At 57.4% G+C, this 25,852-nt stretch carries 21 protein-coding genes; 15 read left to right on the top strand and 6 right to left on the bottom strand.

Going from position 1 to position 25,852, the window contains the following annotated elements; translation table 11 throughout:
* The first annotated feature begins 48 nt into the window (after window positions 1–48).
* Window positions 49–876, top strand: a complete 828-nt coding sequence (gene fghA / locus FIV05_RS21790) for an S-formylglutathione hydrolase (protein WP_152510952.1) — start codon at window positions 49–51, stop codon at window positions 874–876.
* Between the two features lies 1 nt (window position 877).
* On the opposite strand, the gene FIV05_RS21785 is transcribed toward fghA, so the two are convergent.
* The 5 genes from FIV05_RS21785 to FIV05_RS21765 form a co-directional block, all read right to left on the bottom strand.
* Complete coding sequence (locus tag FIV05_RS21785) at window positions 878–1,951, bottom strand: lysophospholipid acyltransferase family protein (protein WP_152510951.1); 1,074 nt, start codon at window positions 1,949–1,951, stop codon at window positions 878–880.
* Entirely contained in the window at window positions 1,948–3,378 is a 1,431-nt protein-coding gene (locus tag FIV05_RS21780) for a cytochrome P450 (RefSeq protein WP_152510950.1), read from the bottom strand. The genes FIV05_RS21785 and FIV05_RS21780 overlap by 4 nt, the downstream gene beginning before the upstream one ends.
* A gap of 58 nt (window positions 3,379–3,436) precedes the next feature.
* Complete coding sequence (locus tag FIV05_RS21775) at window positions 3,437–3,832, bottom strand: DUF423 domain-containing protein (RefSeq protein WP_353622179.1); 396 nt, start codon at window positions 3,830–3,832, stop codon at window positions 3,437–3,439.
* Window positions 3,833–3,895: 63 nt separating this feature from the next.
* Window positions 3,896–5,938 carry a M3 family metallopeptidase gene (locus FIV05_RS21770; RefSeq protein ID WP_173013908.1) on the bottom strand — a complete coding sequence of 681 codons (2,043 nt, stop codon included), beginning with the start codon at window positions 5,936–5,938 and terminating at the stop codon, window positions 3,896–3,898.
* Between the two features lie 225 nt (window positions 5,939–6,163).
* Window positions 6,164–6,772, bottom strand: coding sequence for a pyridoxamine 5'-phosphate oxidase family protein (locus FIV05_RS21765; protein WP_152510949.1), 609 nt, complete (start codon window positions 6,770–6,772; stop codon window positions 6,164–6,166).
* Window positions 6,773–7,256: 484 nt separating this feature from the next.
* Here FIV05_RS21765 and FIV05_RS21760 point away from each other — a divergent pair, with 484 nt between their 5' ends.
* From FIV05_RS21760 to FIV05_RS21730, 7 genes are all read left to right on the top strand, one after another.
* A complete protein-coding gene (locus FIV05_RS21760) occupies window positions 7,257–8,603 on the top strand; it encodes a substrate-binding protein (RefSeq protein ID WP_152510948.1) in 1,347 nt (448 codons plus the stop codon).
* 89 nt (window positions 8,604–8,692) lie between these two features.
* The gene (locus FIV05_RS21755) at window positions 8,693–9,721 is read left to right on the top strand and encodes a branched-chain amino acid ABC transporter permease (protein ID WP_152510947.1); all 1,029 of its coding nucleotides are present in this window, start codon (window positions 8,693–8,695) and stop codon (window positions 9,719–9,721) included.
* Between the two features lie 73 nt (window positions 9,722–9,794).
* Window positions 9,795–10,862, top strand: a complete 1,068-nt coding sequence (locus FIV05_RS21750) for a branched-chain amino acid ABC transporter permease (RefSeq protein WP_228932952.1) — start codon at window positions 9,795–9,797, stop codon at window positions 10,860–10,862.
* A gap of 11 nt (window positions 10,863–10,873) precedes the next feature.
* A complete protein-coding gene (locus FIV05_RS21745; protein ID WP_022999385.1) occupies window positions 10,874–11,629 on the top strand; it encodes an ABC transporter ATP-binding protein in 756 nt (251 codons plus the stop codon).
* The gene (locus FIV05_RS21740) at window positions 11,626–12,405 is read left to right on the top strand and encodes an ABC transporter ATP-binding protein (RefSeq protein WP_152510945.1); all 780 of its coding nucleotides are present in this window, start codon (window positions 11,626–11,628) and stop codon (window positions 12,403–12,405) included. Before FIV05_RS21745 ends, FIV05_RS21740 begins: the two co-directional genes overlap by 4 nt.
* A gap of 131 nt (window positions 12,406–12,536) precedes the next feature.
* Entirely contained in the window at window positions 12,537–13,637 is a 1,101-nt protein-coding gene (locus tag FIV05_RS21735; RefSeq protein ID WP_286202218.1) for a calcium:proton antiporter, read from the top strand.
* Window positions 13,638–13,740: 103 nt separating this feature from the next.
* On the top strand, window positions 13,741–14,685 hold the full coding sequence (locus tag FIV05_RS21730; protein WP_055653978.1) for an ornithine cyclodeaminase family protein: 945 nt from the start codon (window positions 13,741–13,743) through the stop codon (window positions 14,683–14,685).
* Window positions 14,686–14,718: 33 nt separating this feature from the next.
* Here FIV05_RS21730 and FIV05_RS21725 read toward each other — a convergent pair whose 3' ends face one another.
* Window positions 14,719–15,570, bottom strand: coding sequence for a GNAT family N-acetyltransferase (locus FIV05_RS21725; protein ID WP_152510944.1), 852 nt, complete (start codon window positions 15,568–15,570; stop codon window positions 14,719–14,721).
* A gap of 382 nt (window positions 15,571–15,952) precedes the next feature.
* On the opposite strand from FIV05_RS21725, the gene FIV05_RS21720 reads away from it, so the two are divergent.
* From FIV05_RS21720 to FIV05_RS21690, 7 genes are all read left to right on the top strand, one after another.
* Entirely contained in the window at window positions 15,953–18,577 is a 2,625-nt protein-coding gene (locus FIV05_RS21720; RefSeq protein ID WP_173013907.1) for a caspase family protein, read from the top strand.
* A gap of 20 nt (window positions 18,578–18,597) precedes the next feature.
* Window positions 18,598–18,921, top strand: coding sequence for a hypothetical protein (locus tag FIV05_RS31655; protein ID WP_173013906.1), 324 nt, complete (start codon window positions 18,598–18,600; stop codon window positions 18,919–18,921).
* Window positions 18,922–18,945: 24 nt separating this feature from the next.
* Window positions 18,946–20,571: a caspase family protein gene (locus tag FIV05_RS21710; RefSeq protein ID WP_152510942.1), complete on the top strand. Its 1,626-nt coding sequence runs from the start codon at window positions 18,946–18,948 to the stop codon at window positions 20,569–20,571.
* Between the two features lie 161 nt (window positions 20,572–20,732).
* The gene (locus tag FIV05_RS21705) at window positions 20,733–21,413 is read left to right on the top strand and encodes a hypothetical protein (protein WP_209009739.1); all 681 of its coding nucleotides are present in this window, start codon (window positions 20,733–20,735) and stop codon (window positions 21,411–21,413) included.
* A gap of 50 nt (window positions 21,414–21,463) precedes the next feature.
* Window positions 21,464–23,347, top strand: a complete 1,884-nt coding sequence (locus FIV05_RS21700) for an adenylate/guanylate cyclase domain-containing protein (RefSeq protein WP_209009738.1) — start codon at window positions 21,464–21,466, stop codon at window positions 23,345–23,347.
* A 280-nt stretch (window positions 23,348–23,627) separates the two neighbouring features.
* Window positions 23,628–25,445, top strand: coding sequence for a M23 family metallopeptidase (locus FIV05_RS21695; RefSeq protein WP_173013905.1), 1,818 nt, complete (start codon window positions 23,628–23,630; stop codon window positions 25,443–25,445).
* 107 nt (window positions 25,446–25,552) lie between these two features.
* Window positions 25,553–25,849, top strand: coding sequence for a PAAR domain-containing protein (locus FIV05_RS21690; RefSeq protein WP_077292990.1), 297 nt, complete (start codon window positions 25,553–25,555; stop codon window positions 25,847–25,849).
* The last annotated feature ends 3 nt before the right edge of the window (window positions 25,850–25,852 follow it).

The raw sequence follows: 25,852 nt of genomic DNA, 5'->3' as shown, positions 1-25,852 counted from the left end.
GAAGTCCTTTTGGATAGGCGGCTATTCAGAGATTGGAATTGACTGACAATGAAAACCCTTTCCGAAAACAAGTCCTTTGGCGGCACCCAAGGTGTCTATAGCCACATGTCGGAAGCCTGTGGTTGTGAAATGACTTTTGCGGTCTACATTCCGCCGCAGGCCAAGGACGGCCCCGTGCCATGTCTTTGGTATTTGTCGGGTCTGACCTGTACCCATGAAAACGCCATGACCAAAGCCGGGCTGCAGGCCCATGCAGCAGAGTTTGGTATTGCCGTCGTCTTTCCGGACACCAGCCCGCGCGGCGAGGGCATTGCCAACGATGAGGCTTATGATCTGGGGCAAGGGGCGGGCTTCTATGTCAACGCGACAGAGATTCCATGGGCGCCGCATTTCCAGATGGAGACCTACATTGCCAGCGAATTGCGCGATCTGGTGACCGAGAACTTCCCAGTTTCCGTGCATCACGGCATCACCGGGCATTCCATGGGCGGGCACGGTGCGTTGACGCTGGCAATGAAATATCCCGGGCACTACCAGTCGTTGTCAGCCTTTGCGCCGATCGCAAACCCCACGGATTCCGACTGGGGCCGCAAACAGCTTGGGGCCTATCTCGGAGCTGATGAGACACTCTGGACAGCGCATGACGCGACGGTTCTGGTCAAGGAAAAGGGCTGGGCCGGTGATGTTCTGATTGATCAGGGTGCAGGCGACCAATTCTACGAACTGCTCAAACCCGCTGCGCTCATCGATGCATTGACCGAAACGAAGACGGCTCACACCTACCGCTTGCAGGCAGGCTACGACCATTCCTATTATTTCGTGTCAACGTTCGCGCGCGACCACGTTGCCTGGCATGCCGAGCGACTGAAGGGATAATCTACCACTTTCGGGCTTGGTTCTTTTCGCTCAAGGCCTTCGCGTAGGCGCTTTGGGCGAATTTTCTGGGCAATCTCAATTCGCCCAACATGTACCATTCTTCGATGTGTTCGAGCACGATCGGCTCGAACACATCGTTCATGGCCCTAACTGTTTCCCGTAAATCATAGCCGGTGGTTTCTTCAGGTCTTTCCAGCGGCGGAAGAAGGACCATCCTGAAACGGGCCGGTCCCAGTCGCACAAGATATGTCGGGATAATTGTGCCGCCGCAGGAATTGGCGATCTTCACTGCGACGATCGCATTTCCTTTTTTCGGCAATGGTCGACCGAAACTGGGCAGATGGACCTGCTTGTCGCGAACCTCGTCCACGAAAATGGTCATGGAATACTGCCCGTTGTTCATCAACCGGTGCAGCCGATACGCGCTTCTTTGCCCCGGTGGGAAAAGATACTGGTTTCGCTCCTTGCGGATGGCATGAACAATGCGGTTCTTGAACCGGTTTGGTTCCGGTTGAAATGGACCGATGCTCGGTCCGGCAAGACCCTCGTGAATCGCCACGAAAAGTGCTTCCCAGGTGCCAAGATGCATGGATGTGAAGATCACTGGTGCGCCTTTGGCCTGCGCCGCTTTCAGATGTTCCAGTCCTTCAACTTCAATACGAGCACTTTTCCATAACTTGTTGACGATGCAGAACTCGGACATCGTCCGGCCGATGTTGTGCCACCATCGATTCAGTCCCGCTTTCTGGCCCGTGTCGGTGCTCCAGCGGTTCACGGTCAGCGTTTCAAAATTACGGCTGATGCGCTGCGGAAACAGTTTGTCTCGATATGACCAGCGCATTACGGGCACGAGCAGATTGCCGAAAGCCGATGCGAATGCCGGTGGGCACAGTTTCAGCGAATGATGAAAAAGGATGTTCAGCACACCGTCTTTGACATGAACGAACCAGTAAAGCCTAGCTGTCTCTCTCTCTGCCTCCTGCTGAGAAAAGAGGTCCCGCAGACGAGGAGCGGCGGGCTCTTCTGCAAGAGTTTCAGCGAAGGGAATATCTTCCAGCCGCGTCTGTTTGGTCATGTATGGCGCGGATGCAGCGTCATTGGCAGGTTTTCACCAGGACGCAAGGTCAACCGCGCTACCGGCTGGACGTCCGTGCCGTCTTTCAGCTTCAGCTCGAAATCCTGGGCGAGAATGGCCAGGCTGAGAATTGCTTCCGTCATGCCGAATTGCAGTCCAGCGCAAATGCGCGGGCCGATGCTGAACGGGACATACCCGTATTTATTGGGTTTCTTCGATTTCGGATTGAGAAAACGGCCGGGATCAAAAACGTCCGGTTTCGACCACAGCACCGGATTGCGATGCATAAGCCACGGCACCACCATGACCAGCGAACCTTTTGGCACTGACTTGCCGCCGATGCTTGTGTCCGCCATTGCCTCTCGCGCAAGGATCGGGACCGGCGGATACAGCCGCAAGGTTTCCTCAATGACAGCCTTGGTGTAGGGCAGGTTGGGAACGTCCTGGAATGTCGGTGACCGGCCGGCAAGGACCGTGTCGAGTTCGGCCTGCAATTTAGCCCTGCTCTCGTCGCATTGGGACAGCAGGAACCAGGCCCAGGCCAGTGTGTTGGCGGTTGTTTCATGGCCGGCCATGAAAATCACGGCAGCTTCGCTGATGATTGCCTCACGGCTCAATGGTTCGCCGTTCTCGTCTCGCGCTTCCAGCAAACCGCCAATGACGGATGCTTCGCCTTTTTCCTTCTGCGCTTCGTAGTTGGCGATGATCTTGTCGAGCACCGTCATGATGCGCTCGACAGGTTTCTTGATCGCACGGCCACGAAAACGTGGCAGCCATTCGGGCAGTCCGAAGAGGGAGAGGATGTCGACCTGGTCGATATGGCGCTGATAATCCGAAAAACCCTGAACGACTTCGGCAGCATGATCCTTGCCCAGCTGGCGCCCAAAAATGGTCCGGCAAATGATCTCTGCTGTCAGGTGTGCCATATCGGCGAGCGCATCGACCTCAGCGCCTTCGCCCTGCGATGCCCAGTCGGCTCGCTGTTCCTCAATGGTTTCGATCATGATCGGCGCGAATCCTTTGACCCGCGAGCCGTGGATGATCGGTGCTACCACCTTGCGTCGTTTCGCCCAGGTTTCGGTATCACTGATAAAAAGACCGTCGCCGAGCAGAGGCTGCAAGGCATGACGCATTTGCGGGCTCTTGCGCTGCAAGACCTCGTGATTGGTCTGAAACGCTTCACGAACCACGTCTGGTCGATTGCAGATCACCAGTTCCCGAGTGAAGATCTTTTTGCTTCTGAGGCGGCTTTGAAAATCATCAACGCCCCAAATGGATAGAAAATTGCGCTTGGCCATGCCGATCAGGCTCCAGACCGGCGGCATCTTTTCATAACGGAACGGGTAGGGCGGCACGAAGTCTTCGGCCTTGGTGGCTGTCGGTTCGGCCTTTTGGGTGTCGCCTGAAATTTGTGCGGAAACAGTCACTAAAAATAATCCGAATTGGTTCTGGTTTTACCGGAATAACCTGTCAGATGGCTTTTAGTCACTTGGGCTGAACACGTAAAGCACAGAGCGCGAGCATCAGCCATCCGAGGATCACCGTCATGCCTCCGATTGGCGCCGACATCGGAAACAGGCGCCTTTCCAGAAAGGCCCGCATCAACAGGTCACCACAGAACAGGGACAGTCCTGCGGCAAGGAATATCAAAACGACGGGAAGGAGCGGCACTCTCCGCAATTGGGCGAGAAGGCCGATGCCCAGGAACACAGGCGCGTGAAACAGAAGCATTTGTGCAGCGGTTTCGATCAGGCTTGACGCGCTGGCGTGCGCGGACAATGCCAGACTTACGACGCCGGCTGCACCTGAGACACCGGCCATGGCCATGCCCGTTCTGAGAAGAGGAGCGGTCGGGGTCGCCTGAGGCTGCATGTGGGTCATCCGGTTGTCCTGGAAACGTTTGACCCGCCGACGCAAGCCGGCAGGCCTTGAGAAGAGGTCGGATCAGGCAGCAAAGCCGCGCTTTTCGAGAAGTGCATCGATCCTTGGTGCACGCCCCCGGAATGAGAGATACGCGGCTTCCGGGTCCTGCCGGCCACCGGCTGAGTAGATGTAGGTCAACAGTTTTCCAGCCGTTTCCGGGTCAAAAACGTTGCCCTTCTCTTCAAATGCCTCAAACGCATCCGCATCCATCACTTCCGACCACATGTAGCTGTAATACCCGGCCGCGTAGCCGTCGCCCGAAAAGATATGCTGGAAATGCGGGATACGGTGACGCATGGTGATGGCCTGCGGCATGCCGATCTTGCCGAGTTCTTCCTTTTCGAAGGCTGCAACATCTAGTTCTGACGGATCTTCCAATTGATGGAGTTCGAGATCGATCAGTGCGGAAGCCGTATACTCGACCGTCGCAAATCCCTGATTGAAATTGGCGGCGGCAAGCAGCTTGTCGAGAAGTGCCTCGGGCATCGGTTCGCCGGTCTTGTAGTGAACGGCGTATTTTGAAAGCACTTCGGGTTGCGACAACCAGTGCTCATACAGCTGAGAGGGCAACTCGACGAAGTCACGCGAGACGCTTGTGCCCGAGATCATGGGGTAGGTCACATTCGAAAGAAGGCCGTGCAGGCCATGGCCAAACTCGTGGAACAGGGTCCGGGCATCATCGAACGTCAGCAGCGTGGCCTCACCCCTGGCACCCTTGGAGAAATTCATCACATTGACGATGATTGGCGTTACGTCGCCTTCCAGCCTGTGCTGCGACCGGAAAGCACTCATCCAGGCACCGGATCTTTTTGACGACCGTGCGAAATAGTCTCCCAGAAAGAGACCGACGTGATTGCCATCCTTGCCGAGAACTTCAAACACCCGGACATCCGGATGGTAGACCGGCATGTCCTTGAGTTCTTTGAAAGTAAGCCCGAAGAGACGTGTTGCCGTGTCAAAGGCAGCCTGGATGATGTTTTCGAGCTGCAGGTAAGGCTTCAGCTCCGTTTCATCCAGATCGTGTTCGGCCTTGCGGACCTTTTCGGAATAAAAGCGCCAGTCCCATGCCTCGATAGAATGGTTCTCGCCGGCATTGCGCGCCATGTCCGCCAGCTTGGCTTCTTCTTCCCGCGCCTGAGCGACCGCCGGTTCCCAGACCTTCACAAGCAGGCCTCTGACGTTGTCGGGCGTCTTGGCCATCGTGTCGTCGAGCTTGAACTCCGCAAAGTTCTTGAAACCGAGCATCCGGGCTTTCTCGTCCCGCAGTTTAAGGGTTTCGCTAATGATTGCCCGGTTGTCCGTCTGGCCGCCGTTTTCTCCCCGGGCAGACCATGCCTTGAAGGCTTCTTCACGCAAGCGCCGGTTCGTGGAAAATTGAAGGAAAGGCTCGATCGAGGAACGGGAAAGCGTGATGACGTGCTTACCGTCCAACCCTCGTTCGTTTGCAGCTTCCGCAGCCGACGTCAGCAGGAAGTCAGGCAGGCCGGCACGGTCTTCCTCGGTTTCCAGAACAAGCTGATAGTCCGACTCATCCTTGAGTACATTCTGGGAAAAGCTGGTGCCGAGGGTGGCAAGTCTTTGCGAAATGTCAGCCATCCGCGCCTTGCCGGCATCGTCGAGGCCTGCACCGGCCCGCTGGAACATTTTCTGATACCGTTCCAGGACGCGCGCGTCCTCGGAATTGAGATCAAGGGAATCCCTTTGATCCCACAACGCAGCAATCCGGCCGTAAAGCCTGGAATTCAGCAGCATTTCCGAGGAATGTTTGGCAAGCTTCGGCGCGACATCTCGCTCGATCTTTTGCAGGGCCTCATTGGTATGGGCACCGGTCAGGTTGAAAAACGTCCTTGCAACCTTTGTCAGCGTCTTTCCTGACGTCTCCAGGGCAACAATCGTGTTTTCAAAAGTCGGCGCCACCTCCTGATCGGCAATCCTGTCAGTGTCGGCCTTGGCTTCTGCCATGGCGGCGTCGAATGCTTCCTCGAAATGCTCGGGAGCGATCGTCTCGAAGGGAGGCAGGTCGAACGGCGTGGTCCAGTCGGAAAGAAGCGGATTGACGGTCATTTGTGCCTCGGAAGGTATCTTAAAGGATGTCAGCGACATATGGCGCAGATTGGGATCGGTTCCAAGCACTCTGCGGCTAAATAGCGGCTTGAAGCCGGTCAGGTCGCAGAACGCGATAGGGCAACCTGTGTGTCTGTTCGGCGGGTAGGGAAGGCAGAGGCACTCGCTTGCCTCAGGATGCTTTCTATCGGTCTTTCGATGTCATTGGCATCAATTGGAGGCCGCTTACCACATCGAGGTCTTGGCACGCTCCGGCCATTCGCGGTCATAGGTTTCACCATCGAAACTTGCCTTGATTTCCTTCATGATTTCACCTGGTGACGGCAAGTCGCCCTTGCCGATGCTGCTCTTGGTTTCCCAGAGGCCGGCACGCATGACGGCGCGCGCACATTGGAAGTAGACCGAGCCGATCGTGATCACGATCACCGAACGAGGCAGATGGCCTTCTTTTTCGAAGCTGGCAATAAGGTCCTGCTCGACGGAAAGTACTGCCTTGCCGTTGATCCTCAAAACGTTGTTCCAGCCGGGAATCATGAACATGAGCGAGACACGCGGGTCGCGCACAATATTGCGCAGTGAGTCGATCCTGTTGTTGCCCCGCCGGTCGGGCATCAGCAGCGTCTGATCATCCTTTATCCTGACAACCATGCCGTCGTCGCCGCGCGGAGAGCAGTCGAGCCCTTCTGGTCCACAGGTTGCAAGTGTGCAGAAGTTGGAAGCCTCGACAATCCTGCGATACGCAGGGCTCAAATAATCGATTTCCTTGATCAAGGACGCTTCTCCGGCAGTGCCGTAGTGTGCGTGAAGGTCCTCAAGGGAAGTGAGGATGCTCATTGAATTGATTCCGGGCAGGTGTACGGGGACGAAGGCGAGGGCCGCAGCTTATCCGCCCGGATCCGACTCCGTCAATTTCGCTGCAGGCGCCCTTTGAGCTCCGCGTGATCTTGCACTTTGGTCTAACGCTTTGAAATTTCGGATTTTTGAACTCTTACGTCAAGGTAACTTCGCGTTGCGGTATAGGTGAGAAGTAAGTGGCTGAAAATCAAAAAGAAACAAAATGACGCAATGCAATAAAAATCGCGAAGAAATTCGAAGATTAGCCGTGATTACTTCGAAAGTATAATGAGTTGGTGAGGGTGAGCGATCCGATAGTCGTATTGCTGTTTTGCAGATGATTTTTTTACAGTCGTTGCAGCTTGCAGTTTTGGTGCGGAGGAGCCGGGATCCCGGACGGGGAACAAGCCGGAATTGCTTGCAGCTGTACAGCTATTGCAGGCGTGCCCGAGGTGGGTACGCGACGCCTTTCTGGGAGGAAAGTATGAGCTTAATTCGTAAACCCCTCAATCGTCGTTCCATTTTGCGCGCTGGCGCATTGGGCGGTGCCGCACTGGCAACGCCGACCATTTTCACCAGCCGCGCATGGTCTGCCGGTTATCTCAACGAACCGACAGGCGCTGAAGTCGTTCTGGGCTTCAACGTTCCGCAGACCGGCGCATATGCCGACGAAGGGGCAGACGAACTGCGTGCCTATCAGCTTGCCGTCAAGCACCTGAACGGTGAAGGCGATGGCGGTCTGTTGAACACCTTCTCGTCCAAGGAACTCAAGGGCAACGGCGTCAACGGCAAGAAGGTCGCCTTCGTGACCGGTGACACGCAGACCAAGTCCGACGCGGCCCGTGCATCCGCAAAGCGCATGATCGAAAAAGACGGCGCTATCATGATTACCGGCGGTTCGTCCTCCGGTGTGGCGATCGCCGTGCAGTCGCTCTGCCAGGAAGCGGGCGTCATCTTCATGGCAGGTCTGACCCACTCCAACGACACCACCGGCAAGGACAAGCGCAAGAACGGTTTCCGTCACTTCTTCAACACCGAAATGTCCGGCGCTGCACTGGCTCCGGTTCTGAAGAACAACTACGGCACCGACCGCAAGGCCTACCACCTGACCGCCGACTACACCTGGGGCTGGTCTCAGGAAGAATCCATCAAGAAGTACACCGAAGGCATGGGCTGGGAGACGACAGCTGCCGTTCGCACTCCGCTTGGCGCTGGTGACTTCTCGCAGTACATCACGCCGGTTCTGAACTCCGGTGCTGACGTTCTGGTCCTGAACCACTACGGCAAGGACATGGTGAACTCCCTGACCCAGGCCGTTCAGTTCGGTCTGCGCGACAAGCAGGTCAACGGCAAGGACTTCGCGATCGTTGTTCCGCTGTATTCTCGCCTGATGGCACAGGGTGCCGGTGAAAACGTTAAGGGCATCTTCGGGTCCACCAACTGGCACTGGTCGCTGCAGGACGAAGGCTCCAAGGCTTTCGTGAAGTCCTTCGGCCAGGAATACGGCTTCCCGCCGAGCCAGGCTGCGCACACCTGTTACGTCCAGACACTGCTTTATGCAGATGCCGCACAGCGGGCAGGCACGTTCGATCCTTGCGCAATTGCCGCAGCTCTCGAAGGCTTCGAATTCGACGGCATGGGCAACGGTCCGACCCTCTATCGCGCAGAAGACCACCAGTGCTTCAAGGACGTTCTGGTCGTGAAGGGTAAAGAAAACCCGAGCTCCCAGTTCGACCTTCTCGAAGTGGTGGAAGTCACTCCGCGTTCGCAGGTCGAATACCCGGCAGACTTGCTGGGTGGCGAACTCGGCGCGTGCAACAACGGCGCATAAGCTCTTGAACGTCGGCAGCCGCCGGAGGATCTCCGCCGGCGGCTGCTGCTTATCAGGACGCAAGTGACGCAGCAAATAGCGGCAAGACCATGGATGTGATTATTCTTCAACTGCTGAACGGGTTGGACAAGGGCGGAGCCTACGCGCTGATCGCCTTGGGGCTGACCCTGATTTTCGGGACCCTTGGGGTCGTCAACTTCGCGCATGGCGCCTTGTTCATGCTTGGTGCGTTCTGCGCGGTTTCGTTCAACAAGCTTCTCAGCCTGGAGATCGTGACGACGGACCCGACCAAGACGACGGCCTGGGGAACGCCTCTCGAGATCCGTACACCCTATATCGAGGCCTACTTCGGAGACTTTGGTAACTGGGTTCTCAATTATTCAGTACCGGTTTCCATCCTGCTTGCCATCCCCGTCATGCTGCTGTTCGGCTTCATCATGGAACGTGGCCTGATCAAGCATTTCTACAACCGGGCGCACGCCGATCAGATTTTGGTCACGTTCGGCCTCGCTATCGTTCTTCAGGAAATCATCAAGTCGATCTTCGGCGCAAACCCGATCCCGCAAACCGCTCCGGATGCAGTGCGCGGCGCAGCCGATATCGGCGCAGCGCTCGGGATGGATCCTGGCGTGATCGTCTATCCGTACTGGCGCATGGTCTACCTTGCTTTCGCAGGCGCCATCATCGCAGCCGTCTTCGCCTTCCTGCAATTCACCACCTTCGGCATGGTTGTTCGGGCCGGGATGGCAGACCGTCATACGGTCGGGCTGCTGGGCATCAACATCGAGCGCCGTTTCACCATCGTTTTCGCGATCGCCGCAGTGGTCGCTGGTCTTGCCGGGGTCATGTACACGCCGATCCTGCCACCCGACTATCACATGGGCATGGACTTCCTCGTGCTCAGCTTCGTCGTGGTGGTTGTTGGCGGCATGGGGTCGCTGCCTGGAGCCGTCGCGGCAGGTTTCCTGCTCGGCATCCTGCAGTCCTTCGCATCGATGAATGAAATCAAGGCCATTCTTCCAGGCATCGACCAGATCATCATCTATCTCGTTGCTGTGGTCATCCTTCTCGTGCGTCCGCGCGGGCTGATGGGCCGCAAGGGCGTCATGGAGAACTAAAAAAATGTCTACAAAAACTTCTCCTGCACGCGACTACATCTTCTTCGCGATCTTTGCCGTCGCGGTGCTTACGATGCCGATCTGGCTTGAACCGATTGGTGCCGGTTATCCTGACCTTCTGCAGAAGTTTGCAATCTTTGGTCTCTTTGCGACCGGTTTCAACATTCTGTTCGGTCTGACTGGATACCTGTCATTCGGACACGCCGCCTTTCTGGGGGTCGGTTCCTACACCGCGGTCTGGACGTTCAAGCTGCTTGGCATGAACCCGATCCCTGCCGCGATCATGGCAATCATCGCGTCCGGTATCTTCGCGCTTGCCATCGGCTACGTTTCGCTGCGCCGGTCGGGTATCTATTTCTCGATCCTGACGCTCGCTTTCGCTCAGATGTCCTATAACCTGGCCTATTCTGTTCTGACGCCGATCACCAACGGGGAGACCGGCTTGCGTGTTCTGCGCAGCGACCCGCGTCTGTTCGATGGCAACGGCGGTGCGGATGGACCCTTGATCGCAAACCTGTTCGGCATTGAAATGACCGGGTGGGGCGGGTTCTACTTCTGTGCGGTCATCCTTCTGATCGGCTTCTTCGTTGCACAGCGGATCTTCCGGTCGCCTTTCGGCATCATGCTGCGCGCCGTCAAGACCAACCAGAACCGTATGACCTACACCGGTCTCAACCCGCGTCCCTACACACTGGCGGCGTTCGTGATCTCGGGCATGTATGCAGGTCTGGCAGGTGCTTTGATGTGCATCACCGATCCGCTGGCAGGTGCTGAGCGCATGCAATGGACTGCATCTGGAGAGGTCGTTCTCATGACCATTCTCGGCGGCGCAGGTACCTTGCTCGGCCCGATCTTCGGTGCGGCGCTGATCAAGTATTTCGAGAACATCTTCTCCGCCTTCAACGAGCAGACCCTGCACGAGATTTTCGGCTTCCTTCCGGACTTTATCGAAGGCCCCGTCATCTCCGTTGCCGGCCTGTTCGTCGGTGAAGGCTGGCATCTTACGCTCGGTGTTCTCTTCATGCTGATCGTTATCTTCCTGCCTGGTGGCATCATGGAAGGCGTGTCCCGGATCGGTAAGCTGTTCAAGCGGTCGTCCGGCAAGTCCGAACCGAACCGTGCAACTGCCCCTGCAGAGTAAGGAACAAGAATATGGAAATCCTACGTGTAGAGGGCGTCAACAAGTCGTTCGGCGGTCTGAGAGCCCTCAACAATGTCAACTTCTCGGTGGAGCAGGGCACTGTTCACGCGATCATCGGGCCGAACGGAGCGGGCAAGTCGACCTTCCTGAACTGCATGATCGGCCGGTTGATCCCGGATACCGGCACGGTGAAGTTCGGTGATATCTCGCTCACAGGCATGAAGCCCTACGAGATAAACCAGGTCGGCGTTTCTCGGGTGTTCCAGACCCCTGAAATCTTCGCAGAACTCACCCTGCTGGAAAACGTCATCATCCCTACAATGGCAAAGCGCGACGGCCAGTTCTCATTGCGTCCGTTCAAGCGGCTCGATAGGGATGCAGAAATCCAGGACAAGGCACTTCACATGCTGGAGGACGTCGGCCTGGCGGAGAAAAAAGACGTTATCTCCGGTTCCCTGTCACGTGGTGACAAGCGCCGGCTCGAGCTGGCCATGTGCCTCTCGCAGGATCCGAAGCTGCTGCTTCTCGATGAACCGACCGCGGGCATGTCCCGCGCCGATACCAACAACACGATCGATCTTCTGAAACGGATTGCCGGACGCGGAATCACCAAGGTGGTCATCGAACATGACATGCATGTCGTGTTCTCGCTTGCCGACAAGGTCACCGTTCTCGCTCAGGGAACGATCATCGCGGAAGGCAAGCCCGAAGAGATCAAGGGCGACCCGCGCGTACAGGAAGCTTATCTCGGAGGAGCGCATCTGTGACCCTACTTGACGATCAGTTCAGCGGCCGGTCCGCTCCCAGCGTCCCGCCGCGCAAATCTCAGGGCGGCGCCCCCGCATTTTTCTCGGCGTGGGACCTGCATGCCTATTACGGCGAAAGCTATATCGTTCAGGGTGTCAGTTTTGACATTCGTGAGGGCGAGATCCTGGCACTTCTGGGCCGCAATGGTGCAGGCAAGACATCGACGTTGCGGGCAATCGCCCGGATGGAGGATCCGCAGCTGAAACATGGTGAGGTGTGGCTCGATCACAAGCCGCTTCACACCATGAAGAGCTTTCAGGCAGCCCGCCAGGGCGTCGGCCTCGTTCCGGAAGACAGACGCATCATTCCGGGACTGACGGTTCAGGAGAACCTGGAGCTTTCGCAGATTGCCGAGCCGGTCGGATGGTCGATCGAGCGTATCTACGAGCATTTCCCAAGGTTGGCCGAACGACGGTCGCAGGACGCCATCACCATGTCCGGCGGCGAACAGCAGATGCTGGCTGTTGCACGTATCCTCGCGCGCGACATCAAGCTGCTGTTGCTGGACGAGCCCTATGAAGGCCTGGCACCGGTGATCGTTCAGGAGATCGAGCGCATCCTCGAAGGCGTGAAGGATCTCGGCATCACGACCATCATTGTTGAACAGAACGCAATCGCGGCGCTTCACCTTGCCGACAGGGCGGTCATTCTGGACATGGGAGAGGTCGTGTTCGACGGATCGGCACAGGATGTCCTCGACAATCCGCAATTGCGTCAGGAATATCTGGCGATCTGACCCTGCGGACATTTCAGAAGCTGAAGGCCGGTGCCAAGCACCGGCCTTTTTTGTCTGCCGGCATTGGTTGAAGGCGGCGGCGGCGGCCTATAGTCTGTCCAGACTGTTTTCATTTTTTATCGGGTTTCTTTGTGACCAGCCTCAAATCGGAATTGCCGAGCCTCACGGGATTTGCGGTCTTTGCCGCCTTCACTTTCGCGGGCGATGCCTTGAAGCCGGAAACGATCGGGATTGTCCCGTCGCTGTTGCTGCTGGCGGTCATATTCGTCACGGTTATGTGGTGCGCCTTTTCGGTCGTCCGGCACGCGGAATGCCTGGCAACCCTGCTTGGCGAACCCTTCGGTACCTTGATCCTGACCCTTGCTGTCATCGGGATCGAAGTTGCGTTGATTGTTGCGATCATGCTGTCGGGCGATGCTATTCCGACGATGGCACGCAACACGATGTTCTCGGTCGTGATGATTGTCCTGAACGGGCTGGTTGGCCTGTGTCTTCTGGCAGGCGGCCTGCGCCACAAGAACCAGACCTATAATCTGCAAGGCGCGAATGCGTTCCTATCGGTGCTTGTGCCTCTGGCAATCTTTGCACTCGTGTTGCCGCGCATCACCCATTCGGCTCCAGGCGGAGAGCTGTCTCCGCTACAGTCGGCGTTCGATGTCGTTATGTGCCTGCTGCTGTATGGCGTGTTTCTGGCGATCCAGACGGTAACGCACAGTGATATCTTTCGTCAGCCCGATGACGACGGCCATGACGACGGGCATCATGGTGTGGTCGTCCGGTCGATGCCGTTTCACATCATTGGCCTGTTCGGGGCACTTCTTCCGATCATTCTCCTGTCGAAGAAACTCGCGCTCTATGTGGAATTCGGTATCGAGGGGCTGGGAGCACCGCTGGCCTTGAGCGGGTTCATTGTTGCGGCACTTGTGCTGATGCCCGAGGGGCTCAGCGCTCTGCAGGCCGCACGTGATAACAAGCTTCAGCGCGCTGTAAATATCTGCCTTGGCTCTGCGGTGGCGACCATTGGTCTGACCGTGCCGGCCGTTCTTCTCGTAAGTTGGGTGACGGGACTTAAGATTGAGCTTGGCCTGGAACCTGCTGACATCATCATGCTCGTGCTGACCCTGTTCATAAGCCTGTTGACGTTCGGTAGCAGGGCGACGAACTATCTCCAGGGCGCAGTTCACCTGGCACTGTTCGCCGCCTATGTAATGATGATCTTCGACTTGTCCTGAAAATTACGCTCTCCTGGAGTTTTTCGTCCGAGCAAATGCTTGGACTGCTCCGGGGAATATGATTTGTATCAATAAAAGTTAACACTTAACAGATTGGCTCAACATGCTGCTTTTGACCGAAGACCAGACCCGCGATGCATTGCCATATCCTGATCTGATAGACGCTCTGGCAAAGATGTTCCGGTCTGGCTGCGTGATGCCAACCCGCCACCATCATGACATGGAAATACCCGGTGAGCCCGATGCGACTGTGCTGCTGATGCCGGCCTGGGTGCCGGGCGGATATGCGGGCGTGAAGGTGGTCAATGTGGTTCCTGGCAATTCGGAACGCAATCTTCCCGCAATTTCTGCGCAATACCTTTTGTCGGATGCACGAACCGGAGAGATGCTCGCGCTTATCGACGGTGGCGAATTGACTGCCAGGCGCACCGCAGCGGCCTCCGCACTTGCGGCCAGCTACCTGGCTCGCTCCGACGCGCGACACCTGCTGGTACTCGGCACCGGGCGCCTTGCTCCCAATCTGATCGCCGCGCATATGGCCGTTCGTTCCATTGACGAAGTCACCATCTGGGGGCGGTCCAGGGAAAAGACGGAAGAAGTCGTGCGCTCGCTTGCCGACCAGTTTCCGGTGAAACTGAAGTCAGCAACAAGTTTGAAGGAAGCGCTTGGGGAAGCGGATATCGTCAGCGCCGCAACACTCTCTTCCGAGCCCTTGATCAAGGGGGCATTGTTGAAGCCGGGAACGCATGTGGATCTTGTGGGGGCCTTCAAGCCCAGCATGCGCGAGAGTGATGACGATCTTGTCAAGCGGGCAGAGATCTTCGTGGACACCCGCGACGGGTGCCTTTCCGAAGGTGGAGATATCGTTCAGCCGATCAAGGCCGGGGTATTGTCGCCGGGCGAAATCAAGGCTGATCTGTATGAGCTTTGCCGGGGCGACCATCCTGGCCGGCAGAGTGAAGAAGCCATCACCATGTTCAAGTCGGTTGGGGCGGCGCTGGAAGACCTTGCCGGCGCCATTCTTGCCTACCAGTCAGTCGAGCATTGATTGGAAACGAACAGGGCGGGGCGGTTTGCCGCCTCAGCCCAATTCGAACGTTGTGATGCCGTAGAGCTGGTCTAAAGGCAGATCGGGTGCCATGCCGCGATACATGCGGAAGGTTTCGAATTCCGGTGACAGTTCGTATTTTTCCGCCATCAGCAATGCCGCCGCATTGGGTTCGGGTGTGTCGAGGATAATGGTCTGCCCTTTGACCTGTCCGGCAAGTGTGCGGAACAAGGTATCGGCAATTTCCGGCTCATCCGCGAAAAGGGGCCCGATCTTGTAGCCTTCATGGCACTGGCGGATAATCCCGTAGCCCCTGACATGACCATCTTCGACAAAGGCAAAGCCGCGCCGCGTTTCCAGCATGGGGGCGGCCCAGGTCTGCAGAAATTGCGTGCGTTCAGCCGGAAAGAAGCGCCGGTCATAATCACGGATGCCGGGAAAAAGCCCATGACCAAGTGGTGCAAGGCGCGGGTCCATGGGCGTATCGCACATTGAGATGCCGGCATGCCGGATGTTTCGGTAGACTGATTTGAACCCGTGCTGGGCATAACTCGCAGTCTGCTCATTTACCGCATCCAGACCGATGACCCGAGACCCCAGATATGCCATCGCGTGGTCCCAGATCCGGTGGCCGTATCCCATTGTCCGGAATTCGCGCTTGCAGATATAGAGCCCAATGAAGCCGAACGTATCGCCGTAGCGGACTGCCGAAATAACGTTGATCAGCTTTCCGTCTATTTCGCCAGCAAAATACCCGTTCGGATCAGCTGTAAAGAATGCTGGGCCGTCTTCGATCCCGGGGTTCCAACCTTCCTCCATCGCCAATTCGAGTGGGACGTAAATCTCACTTTCCTTCAGCTGGCGAATCCTGAACGCGTCTGTCATCTGACCTCCCGAGCATTTGCAGGCTTTTGCAGCAGCGTAGGATGACTCGAAATGAAAAGAAACACTTGCCTGAGGCCACGTTCCCCCGGCTTTGCCTGAACAGCTGACGGTTGCTGATGTCGTCTCCCTTGCGTCGGACCCACAAGTGTGCATCACTTTCCCTTAGGGTATTTGATCGACGGGGGCGCCGGACGCTTTGGAGCCGGAAGTGCCTCCGTGTGAGTTCCATCACAGACAGGCGGCAGCTCTAGCGCGATAGTTACACGCGGATTTAAGCGCTGAGGACGTTATGCAGAATCGGGATTATCGACCTCTTGCCACACGAGTTGGCAAATCTATGACCTCCACCAAGCCTGTTGGCCGGTTGAGGAAAGCTGTCAGGATGGGCCTTCTGAGCCTGCCGGTGGGGGCCGCTCTTGCTTTGCCTTCCGCCCAGGCGATGGCACAGACCGAGGACGGGCGCAGGGTTGCGCTGGTCATCGGCAACCAGGAATACCAGTATGTGACCCCGCTGGAAAATCCCGTTACGGACACGACGGAAATCGCCAGGATCCTTCGGGAGGCCGATTTTGATGTGACGATCGGCACGGACCTCAACAAGAAGGATCTGGAGCAGGTCGTACGCCGGTTTCTGAGGGAACTGAATGACGGCGACACGGCGCTGTTCTACTATTCCGGTCATGCGCTTCAGGTAGGCGAATCCAATTTCATTCTTCCTGTCGACGCCAAACTGTCCTCTCAATACGACTTGGAATTCGAAAGCCTCAAGGTGTCCCATCTGCTGGACTACATGAAGGCCGCTTCCAGCCTGCAGATCGTCATGCTTGACGCTTGCCGGGACAACCCGTTCGAAATCGCAAGCCTGTTTTGGGGCGAGGAAGAATATTCGCTCGGAAAGACCAGAGGGCTGCGCCGGATTCCGAACAAGCTCGGCACATTTATCTCCTATGCCACGCGTCCTGGTCAGGTTGCCTACGACGGCAAGGGGCCGATGAGCCCGTTCACCTCTTCTGTGGTCGAAAATGCTCTTGATCCGGCGCTCGAGATCAAGGACCTGATGACCAAGGTTCGCGATGACGTGGTTCGCAAGACCGGCGGCCAGCAGATCCCATATGAGGATTCAACGCTCGTCACCAGCTTCTATTTCGTACCGCCCAAACCGGCTCCGATCGTGACTGCCCATCACAGGGTCAGTGTATCTGCATCGGCTGAATCTGTTCCGATCAGCATCCCCGAGCCGGTTCAGCCGGAAGGTGGAACGCTGAAGGCGAAGCTCACCTTGCTACCCGAAAAAGGTACCTTGAAGCTGCCCGGAGGACGGGCTGTTGCCGAAGGGGACGTGATAGATGCGGCGGAGCTTGCCAGTCTCGAGTTCTTTCCGGAAGGCTCCCAACCCGGCGACGTGGAACTGATCTCCTACGAGGTAGAGGATCAATGGGGTGGTTCTGCATCCGCGATCGCCTCAATTACGGTCGCGCAGGCCGAAGCGCCGGTGCAAAACGAGCAGGTGGAAGAAAACCGCACGAAGCGGCTTCAAGCACTCCTGGAATGGCTGGGCAACGCTGCCTCAAAGGGAGCGGTCGAAGCTGATATCGGCACCGGCCCCGTAAACGTCTATCCGGATGCGCCCGTCGAGGATCTGCCGGCAACAAGCGATTGGCTGAAGGTCGTCTCTGTCGATACGGACCTGCAGCTTGCTTCCGACAACCGATTGCTGCAGGCCGGCGACCGTTTTCCTGTTTCTGCTCTCGCGACGTTGACCGTCCGTCCGCAGATCGGCAGCGAAAGCGAAGCGCGGAAGTTTGCTCTGGAACTGCCGGCTGTCGAAGGAACGCCCGCCAGAACCATCACGCAGATTGTTCAACCCCGTGTAACGCAATGCGATCGCCTGGCGACCCAGCCTTTCGATTTGCAGGCGGTTACGGAAGGACGGCTCGCCAACGATCTTGATGCGGCGGCTGTGGATACGGCCTGCGCCGAAGCGATGGCTGCCTACCCGGAGATCGGCCGGTTCGTCTTCCAGCGCGGCCGTGGAGCATTTGCCGCCGGTAATCTGCAACAGGCTGTCGGTTACTTTGAACAGGCCTACCAGATGGGACATGTTCGTGCCGGCCAGGTGCTGGGGCGCATGTATTTCCTGGGTGCCGGGATCGATCGTGACCGCGAGAAGGCTGTCGACCTGTACCGCAAGGCTGCGGAGCGGGGAGACGCCTATGCTCTGCATTCGCTTGGTATGGCCGAGATCAAGGGCGAAGGCACGGCCCAGAATGAAAAGGACGGCCTGGACAAACTGCTGCAGTCGGTGGAGGCAGGCCACACGTTCTCGTTCAATGCCATTGGTGGCTTCTACCTGAATGGCCAGCACGTGGAAGAAAACATCGACCGCGCCGTTTATTACTACAACCGCTCGGCATCGCGGAACGACATTTATGGCTACCTGAACATGGGTACGCTGTACCGCGACGGCAAAGGTGTGCCGCAGGACTATGAAGCAGCACTTGGCTGGTTCATGAAAGCACATGAAGGCGGGCACCCGGCCGCAGGCACGGCCATCGGACTGCTTTACTACAATGGCCAGGGTGTTGAGAAAAACGCCGAAGAGGCAACTCGCTGGTTCCGTGAAAGTGCCCAGCGCGGAGATCCCTGGGGCGCATTCAACACCGCGTGGATGCTCGGCCAGCAAGATGGCGATGCCGCAGGCCAGGACCGTGTTCGCATGCTTGCCATGGCTGTGGCTGTTGAACCGTCTTCGCAGGCTGCCGAGCAGGCAAAGACCGCTCTCGGCGATGCGCGGAAAAACCTCAAGGCAAAGGTGTTGCAACAGACCCTGACCGATCTCGGTTTCGATCCAGGACCGGTTGACGGGCAGCCGGGACGGAAAACCCGTGAAGCCCTGGCCGACTTCTTTGAAGCCTCTGGACGGGCGCCTTCCGAAGGCGATGAGGCCCTGATTGCACTGGTAAAGCATCAGTGGGAACAGAACCGTCCCAGATATGATCTGTTTTAATCGTTGAGGGAGATATTCAGATGAAATCGTTCTTGTTCTTATTGCCGGTCACAGGACTGCTGACGCTGATGGTGGCAGGATGCCAAACACAGCAAAACCCGGCCCCGCAAGGTGTCAGGCAGCCTGCGACCACGAGCCCGACGACCAATAGGGCTTCGAGACCTGCCTATGATCCGATCAACGATCCTAGCGCTCAAGACCGCAACAACGGCAATAGCGGTGGCGGCAATAGCGGTGGCGGAAATAGTGGAGGCGGCGGCAACAGCGGCGGCGGAAGTGGCGGCGGTGGCGGCGGCGGCGGTGGCGGCGGCCCAAGTGGCGGCGGCGGCGGTAGCTGGGGCTAACCTCGCACAGAAAAGGTAACACCGATGAATGTTCCATTTGGCCTGGCGTCCGGACGATATTTCTGGGCCAGAATGTGCTGCCTGTTTCTTATCGCAGTGAGTTTTGGCTCAGCAGCGGAAGCCGGACAGTGGCGCGCACTCGTTGTGGGCGTCGACGCCTATCAGCACGTTTCTCCCTTGAAAGGGGCGGTCAATGATGCGCGAGACATCGCCGAAACACTGACCGCTGCCGGTGTTACCGACCTGACCACGCTATACGATGCCGATGCGTCGAGGCAGGCAATCCTGTCGTCATGGCAGGATCTCATTTCCCGCGCGGATGCTGATGATGTTCTTGTTTTGTCCTATGCTGGGCACGGGGCCCAGGAGCCCGAGTGGGTAAAGGGTTCGGAAGAAGACGGCATGGATGAAGTCTTCCTCCTGGCCGGTTTCGATATTGCAGCACCGGGTAATGGCGAGAGACTGCGAGACGATGACATTGCCGCAATGCTCCGAGCAGCCGGTGGACGCAGTGTCCTGGTTCTGGCAGACAGCTGCCACTCGGGCACGATGACCCGATCCGTGGATCCGCGTATCACACGGCTGGGGACGCGGCTGGTTGGTTTACCCCCGTTCGAGAACGACGCATTACGCTCTCAACCTCTTCCGCCAATGCTGGCCGGAAACGCCCAACCGTCAGGCGACGTTCAGGACCTTCCCAATGTCATCTACGTAGGCGCTACTGTCGATGGACAGGTCATCCCCGAGCTTCTGATTGCCGGTGAACCGCGCGGTGCCTTGAGCTGGGCCTTTGCGCGCGGTGTCGAGGGAAGGGCGGACCTGGATCGCGATGGCGGTATATCCATGGAGGAGCTCAGCCTGTTTCTCAAGGAAACCGTGCGGGTCGCAACGGAGGGACGCCAGTCGCCCAGCCTGATCATGAGCGGTGATAGCCGCGCCGCTGTCCTGCCACGTGTCAACGAGCAGATATTCGCACATGAAAACGGCGTCTTGACCCTGTCTGCGAGCACCAATGCTGCCACACCGGTATTGCAGCAGCTGGCCGGCAAACAGGAGGGCCGCCTGAAGGTCGTTGAAGATGGGACCGCGGATCTGTTCTGGGATGTGGAAGAAGGCGACGTCCTGACCAAATTTGGCGACGTGGTGCTGCGCGGCAATGCGACCAACATCGACCGGTTTTCCGATGTTGTCACCAAATGGGGTTTTCTATCCGATCTTTATGCCTTGTCGCGTGAGCGCCAGCCAATTGAAGGAACACTCCAGCCGTCAGTCGGGCATATCCCCGAAGGAGATGCATTCAAGGTTGGTCTTAAATCGGACCAGGCAGGCAATATGGTCGTGTTCGCGCTGGAGGCAGACGGCACGCTTCGTCTGCTTGCTCCCAACAAGAAGGCGGACCCGCTTGGCAAGGACACCACGGTTCAGGCAGCCAAGCCTTACGTGTTGAACTTGAGGGCTGCCCTGCCGTTCGGTGCGGACCATATCGTTATGGTACGGGCGGCCAAACCGATGCCTCAATTGGTCGGCGTATTGGCTGCACTCGATGGCAAACCTCTGAGCGCCGAGCTGACACCAAAATTGCTTGAGTTGATTGGCCAGTATGCAGATGCCGTGGGTATTGCCGGTGTCTACACGGAGCCTGCCGGCTGACGCGAGAGGTCTCCTTCTATCTTGTTGCGCTTGAAAAGAATTTTTGTGACCATGGCCACACTCATTTCGCCATCCTCTGGTAATATCGAACCATAGTCAGCGCTGGGCTGCGTCGAAAAGGCCGAGCGTATTTGGAATGACCAGGGAATCAGGAGCCCTTCATGAAACGGATTTTGAAGCATGCCTGTTCAAGGCGAAGTTTGCAGGCCACGAGTGCTCTCGCGGGTCTTATGTTTGCGCTGTCCGCCGGAACTGCACTAGCGGATCCGATTGCGCTGGTGCTGGACAAGTCGGAAGGTGTTGATGTGTCCGCGTTTACCGAGCTAATGCCTGGTGACGTAGTCGATCTCGGCGCTACCGGACATGTCGACCTGCTGGACTATTCCGCGTGTCAGGAAGTCAGGATTCAGGCCGGTGTGCTCAAGGTATCTTCCGAAGGATACACCGCAGAAGGTTCCGAACAGAAAGTTCTGAGAGCGGGTAACTGCTTGCAGGCAGACAGCGGAACCGACAGCGAAAAGGCTGACAAGGGTCTGACCGTCACGCTGCGTGGCCTTACGCTGGAAAACAAGAAAGCTGCGTCATTGATGCTGCGGTTCGACAACAAGCTGCGCGATCAATACGACACGGTGTTTGTTTCCTTTGGTGGCGGTGAACCCAAGCGCTTCGACATGCTCGACAATATTCTGACCGACATGCCGAACCGTGAGCCGGAAGACGAGGCCGTTGAGGTTGAACTGTTCCTGCAAGGCAAGGCGCCAGACTATGGTGTCGTCATGCGTACGATCACCATTGACCCGGTCCAGGTTGGACGGAAAACCGCTGTCGTCATCGTGAAATGATATTTGGCGGCCGGTTCGCGGACGCAGCCATTGGACGAAAACAGCTCATCTTGCTCATCGCACTCGTTGCGGTAGGGGCTGGGATCGCCATCGGTTTATCCGCTCAAAAGGCCATCTGGGAAGGGTGGGTGACAGACCGCCTGTTCCAGATCAAGGCCCTCATGGACAACAAGGAGCAGGCAGGTCCTGCACCTGTTGTCGTGGTCGGTCTTGATCAAAAAGCGCTTAACTCCGACCGGTTGGCACCAATACCTCGGGTCCTGATGACCCCGGTTCTGGCAGAGGCCGGACAAGCCATGCTGAATGCCGGCGCTGTGGCGCTGGGCTATGACTTTGTATTTGCCTATAGTGCGGACGGCTTTGTGGATCCCAGCACCGGCGAAGCCAGATTGAAAGGCTTTGACCTGGCATTTCAGCGGTTCCTCTATCAGAACCGCGGCAGGGTCTTCATTGCTCACACCGAAATAGGCGTACCTCAACGCATGTTTTCCGCTGCAGCCGGTGAGGGTGGTGTCAGGTCGGTTATCGTTTCTACTGACAGCGACGGTGTGGTGCGACGACACGAGCCGCATTCACCTCTCACCGCTTCGCCACATCTGATCGATGCGCTTTTGGGTATCGCAGGTGCCGAGGTCGCTCAAACCTACATTCCGGTGCCATCCGCCCGCCTCGCGACGTCCGTTCCGTATCTTTCGCTCATCGACGTTCTGCAGCTTCTGGAAAGTGAAGAGGGCAGGCAAGAGCTTGCCCGTTTTGCAGAAGGCCGCATCGTACTGTTCGGCGGGCTGTTGCCCTATGAAGACGAGCATCTTTTTTCAGACCGTTTCCTGCCGCATCTGCCGGAAGAGCTGGCGGAAACGGGGCCAAGCGGGCGACCACGCGTACAGCCGCAAACCGCCGGTGTATTTGTACTGGCCGATTTCATCGGCTCGCCTATCGCCGGAAGGATCGTGACCGAGCCCCCCGCTGGTCTCGTCCCCGCATTTGCGGTGATCTTTGCCGTGGTTGGCGCGCTCGCAGGCCTGTCGCTTCCGCTGGTCGTCTTGCCTGTTGTGGTTGTCGGCGGAGTGCTTTGCGGACTGGGCGTGAGCCTTGGCAGTATGGAGCTCGGCATGTTTCCTTCGCCAGGCGTTGCTCCGGTTGCCTTCGTCACCGCGACAATCATCGCGGCTGTCGGGAAGGTTGGCATCCTGCAGCGCCGGCAGAGGTCTCTGGTGAGGCTCTTCGGTCACTACCTTGCCCCGGATGTCATCAAGCTGATGGCGAGTTCCGAACAGTTGCCGGCGCTTGGTGGGGAAACCCGGCATGTCGTCGTGGCTTTCATCGATATCGTGGGCTTCACCAAGATGTCTGAAAAGCTCGCCGATAAGGATGTGGTGCGCGTGGTCAATTCCTGTTTTGACAGGATCGGACAGGTGATCACTGCTCACCAAGGGTATATCGACAAGTATATCGGCGATGCGATCATGGCGGTCTGGAACGCACCCAATACGGTTGAGCATCCCGAAAAATCGGCTGTCGATGCCGCAACAGAAATCATAAACCTGCTAGACAGATTGCGCGAAATCACCGGACAACCGCCGCTGGACCTGCGCATAGCCCTTAACGCCGGACCGGTTCTGGTTGGCGACATCGGTGGTGAACATCGACGTTCCTTCACAGTCATGGGTACCACCGTCAACACGGCAAGCCGGGTCGAATCCGTTGCCAAGGACCACAAGGTTCGTCTCGCAGTCAGTCAATCGGTCGCCGAGAAACTGCCTTCGTCCTATCCGGTTGCTGAGATCTGGAAGGGACAATTGCGTGGTCTCAGTTCCGACATCACCGTTTACACTCTGGATCTACCTGAAATGTACATGGAACCGGAAGAAAGACGGACAATCGCGCGGCAGGAACAGGACAGGAGCAAGCTGGTCACGTTTCCGCGCTCCTGACGAAGCGCTTTCAAACACAGCATTTTTTGCATCTTTCCCAATCATCCGGCATGATCGGGGTATTGATTTTCAGCAGCCTGAGCAGCTGCGACGCTGCGCTTAAGGTCTCACAATGGTCCAATGGCCTGACAACCAAAATCCGGGTGCTCATCGCCCAGAGTTTGACAGGACCGTGATCCGTCCGTCGCAAAAGGCGCCACAAGCTGGCCCTACCGCTACATCACCGCCAAACCCAGGAGCTGCGCCGGCCAAGGCGGCAGCTCCGAAACGGTCACCCATTGTGCTTTATGCCGCAATGGCCATCGGGTTCCTGGTGCTGGGTGGTGCTGCTGGCGGCATTGCCCATCTGATCTCCTCCGGCGCGATATCCTTGTCACCTCCCGAGGAAATCGGGTTACAGGATATCGCCGAAGCGGTGTCGGACAGCGCCTCTCCGGAAAATGCTCCGCAGCAAGATCCCGACGAAACCGCCGCCAATGACCAACCCCTGGAACAGGATGTTGATGACACTGCGTTGACCAACGAGGAGGATCTCGATGTTCCGGCCGATCCGTTTTTCGACATGGCCCTCTCTGCTGTCATTCCGTTGGCGGGCGACCCGGTCCTTCTGAAGGATGGTGCTGCCAATCGGCGGATTGACTTGTCGGAGCGTCCAGTGCCAACCGCTGCGATCGGGGACGGTGCTGCGTCGGTGCCGTCTGTTGCCGCATACGTGCTGGACAGTCAGATGCTGGACGATGACGGCAACCTTGTTATTCGCGCACCGGGTAGCGAGGCGGACTTTCAGTTCGGCAATTTCGGGGGCGGGGATGAAGCCGAGGGCATAGTCGTTGAAGAAGATGCGCAGCCCGCGGACGATGGTTCTCCCGATTTGCCGGTGTTTCTGAAACCGTCAACGGACACATTGAACCTCTATCTTACCGAGCGTCCCATCGGTCAGGGGCCTAGCCGGGTCGAAGTACGCGAGGAGGTAACAAAGGCGGCTCCGCTCAAGGATTTCCTGAAAGGCAAAGGCTTCGACGAGGAAGTCCTGGATTCGCTGGTGGAATTCGTCAGGGACAACTTTGACAAAAGCGATTTGATCGCAGGCGACAAGATCGCGGTGCGTGGTGTTCGTATGCCGAACAAGGTAGGCCGGATTGGCGATTATTATCGGCCTGTCCAGATTTCGATCTACGGCCGGGAAGGGTATATCGGTACAGCCGCCTATTCGGTTGGGAGAGACGGGGACGGGTATGTAGCAGGCGCCGATCCCTGGTTTGGCAAGACTATCGTTGAACAGAAGATCGCGGGTGAGGAGGCAACTCAACCTGCCAATTCGCATCGCTTGATCGACGGTGTTTATGCCACCGCAGTCCGCAATGCCGTACCCGCTTCTATCGTGGGCGAGGCAATCGCATATTTGGCGCCCATGACCGACCTGAAGCGGTCGATCAAACCAGATGAGAGAGTTACTCTGGTATTCACGGACAGTGCTCGAGACGAGAAGCGTGGCGGTGGCAGGGTGCTCTTTGCCGGTGTTCGGCGCGGGGACGACTGGTCCGTTCGCTGCTACGTGCTGAAAGCTCCCGGTAATCGCGGTTTTGCCTGTGTGAATGAAGGCGGCAAGGTCAGCTTGTCCGGCGCCATGCTTGTCCCGGTCAAAGGTGTTCTGACATCGAAGTTCGGCATGAGATTTCATCCGATCAAGAAAACGGAACGCCTGCATGCCGGTGTCGATTGGGCGGCCCCCACGGGAACCGCGATCCACGCGGCCTTTTCCGGAAAGGTCACCTATCGCGATGTTCGAGGCGGTTACGGCAATTTCATTGAACTTACCCACAAGGACGGAATTACCAGCCGCTACGCGCATATGCATGAATACGCCGATGGCATCCAGCTGGGGTCTGTGGTTCAGGCGGGTGATCTGATTGGTTACGTCGGAACTACGGGGCTTTCCACCGGACCGCACCTTCATTTCGAAATCAGGCACAGGGGAGAGCCGACAGACCCGTTGGCCTTTGAAATGGAGACGGGAGCGGAAGCACCGCAGTCTGTCGGGGGCAAGGATCTGCAGGAATACCGGACGGTGATTGCCGACATTTTGAGCGTGCAGTGAAACAGGACTTGCGGCAGCGCTGAAATACGCCAGACTGTGATCCAGGTCCCAGTATTTGTCGCAGGAACGTTCATTCTGGCAAGAGTGGAACAACGCACGAGGCTGCCATGACCAGACCAGCTGCCCGCCTGGGCGATTTTCATATGTGCCCGATGACACCCATTCCGCCAGGGTTGCCGATTGCGCCACCATGCAAGATCAACGTCCTGATCGGCAAGCGTCCTGCTGCGAGAATGACGGACCTTTGCGTGTGTGTCGGCCCACCGCCGGCAAATGTCGACCCCATTATCATGGGGTCGCTGACTGTTCTTATCGGAAGTTTGCCTGCGGCTCGCATTGGCGATCCAACAGCCAAGGGTGGCGCGATCACGACAGGTGAATTTACCGTTCTTATCGGGGGCTGAACC

Origin of the sequence: Labrenzia sp. THAF191a, assembly GCF_009363335.1 — a bacterium.
Taxonomy (GTDB): Bacteria; Pseudomonadota; Alphaproteobacteria; order Rhizobiales; family Stappiaceae; genus Roseibium; species Roseibium algicola.
This window is presented reverse-complemented; position numbering and strand designations above follow the sequence as displayed.

Excerpts from the sequence above, each read along its gene's own strand:
- fghA (WP_152510952.1), top strand. The coding sequence starts at position 49 with ATGAAAACCCTTTCCGAAAACAAGTCCTTTGGCGGCACCCAAGGTGTC.
- FIV05_RS21785 (WP_152510951.1), bottom strand. The coding sequence starts at position 1,951 with ATGACCAAACAGACGCGGCTGGAAGATATTCCCTTCGCTGAAACTCTT.
- FIV05_RS21775 (WP_353622179.1), bottom strand. The coding sequence starts at position 3,832 with ATGACCCACATGCAGCCTCAGGCGACCCCGACCGCTCCTCTTCTCAGA.
- FIV05_RS21770 (WP_173013908.1), bottom strand. The coding sequence starts at position 5,938 with ATGACCGTCAATCCGCTTCTTTCCGACTGGACCACGCCGTTCGACCTG.
- FIV05_RS21765 (WP_152510949.1), bottom strand. The coding sequence starts at position 6,772 with ATGAGCATCCTCACTTCCCTTGAGGACCTTCACGCACACTACGGCACT.
- FIV05_RS21760 (WP_152510948.1), top strand. The coding sequence starts at position 7,257 with ATGAGCTTAATTCGTAAACCCCTCAATCGTCGTTCCATTTTGCGCGCT.
- FIV05_RS21755 (WP_152510947.1), top strand. The coding sequence starts at position 8,693 with ATGGATGTGATTATTCTTCAACTGCTGAACGGGTTGGACAAGGGCGGA.
- FIV05_RS21750 (WP_228932952.1), top strand. The coding sequence starts at position 9,795 with ATGCCGATCTGGCTTGAACCGATTGGTGCCGGTTATCCTGACCTTCTG.
- FIV05_RS21745 (WP_022999385.1), top strand. The coding sequence starts at position 10,874 with ATGGAAATCCTACGTGTAGAGGGCGTCAACAAGTCGTTCGGCGGTCTG.
- FIV05_RS21730 (WP_055653978.1), top strand. The coding sequence starts at position 13,741 with ATGCTGCTTTTGACCGAAGACCAGACCCGCGATGCATTGCCATATCCT.
- FIV05_RS21725 (WP_152510944.1), bottom strand. The coding sequence starts at position 15,570 with ATGACAGACGCGTTCAGGATTCGCCAGCTGAAGGAAAGTGAGATTTAC.
- FIV05_RS21720 (WP_173013907.1), top strand. The coding sequence starts at position 15,953 with ATGGGCCTTCTGAGCCTGCCGGTGGGGGCCGCTCTTGCTTTGCCTTCC.
- FIV05_RS31655 (WP_173013906.1), top strand. The coding sequence starts at position 18,598 with ATGAAATCGTTCTTGTTCTTATTGCCGGTCACAGGACTGCTGACGCTG.
- FIV05_RS21710 (WP_152510942.1), top strand. The coding sequence starts at position 18,946 with ATGAATGTTCCATTTGGCCTGGCGTCCGGACGATATTTCTGGGCCAGA.
- FIV05_RS21705 (WP_209009739.1), top strand. The coding sequence starts at position 20,733 with ATGAAACGGATTTTGAAGCATGCCTGTTCAAGGCGAAGTTTGCAGGCC.
- FIV05_RS21690 (WP_077292990.1), top strand. The coding sequence starts at position 25,553 with ATGACCAGACCAGCTGCCCGCCTGGGCGATTTTCATATGTGCCCGATG.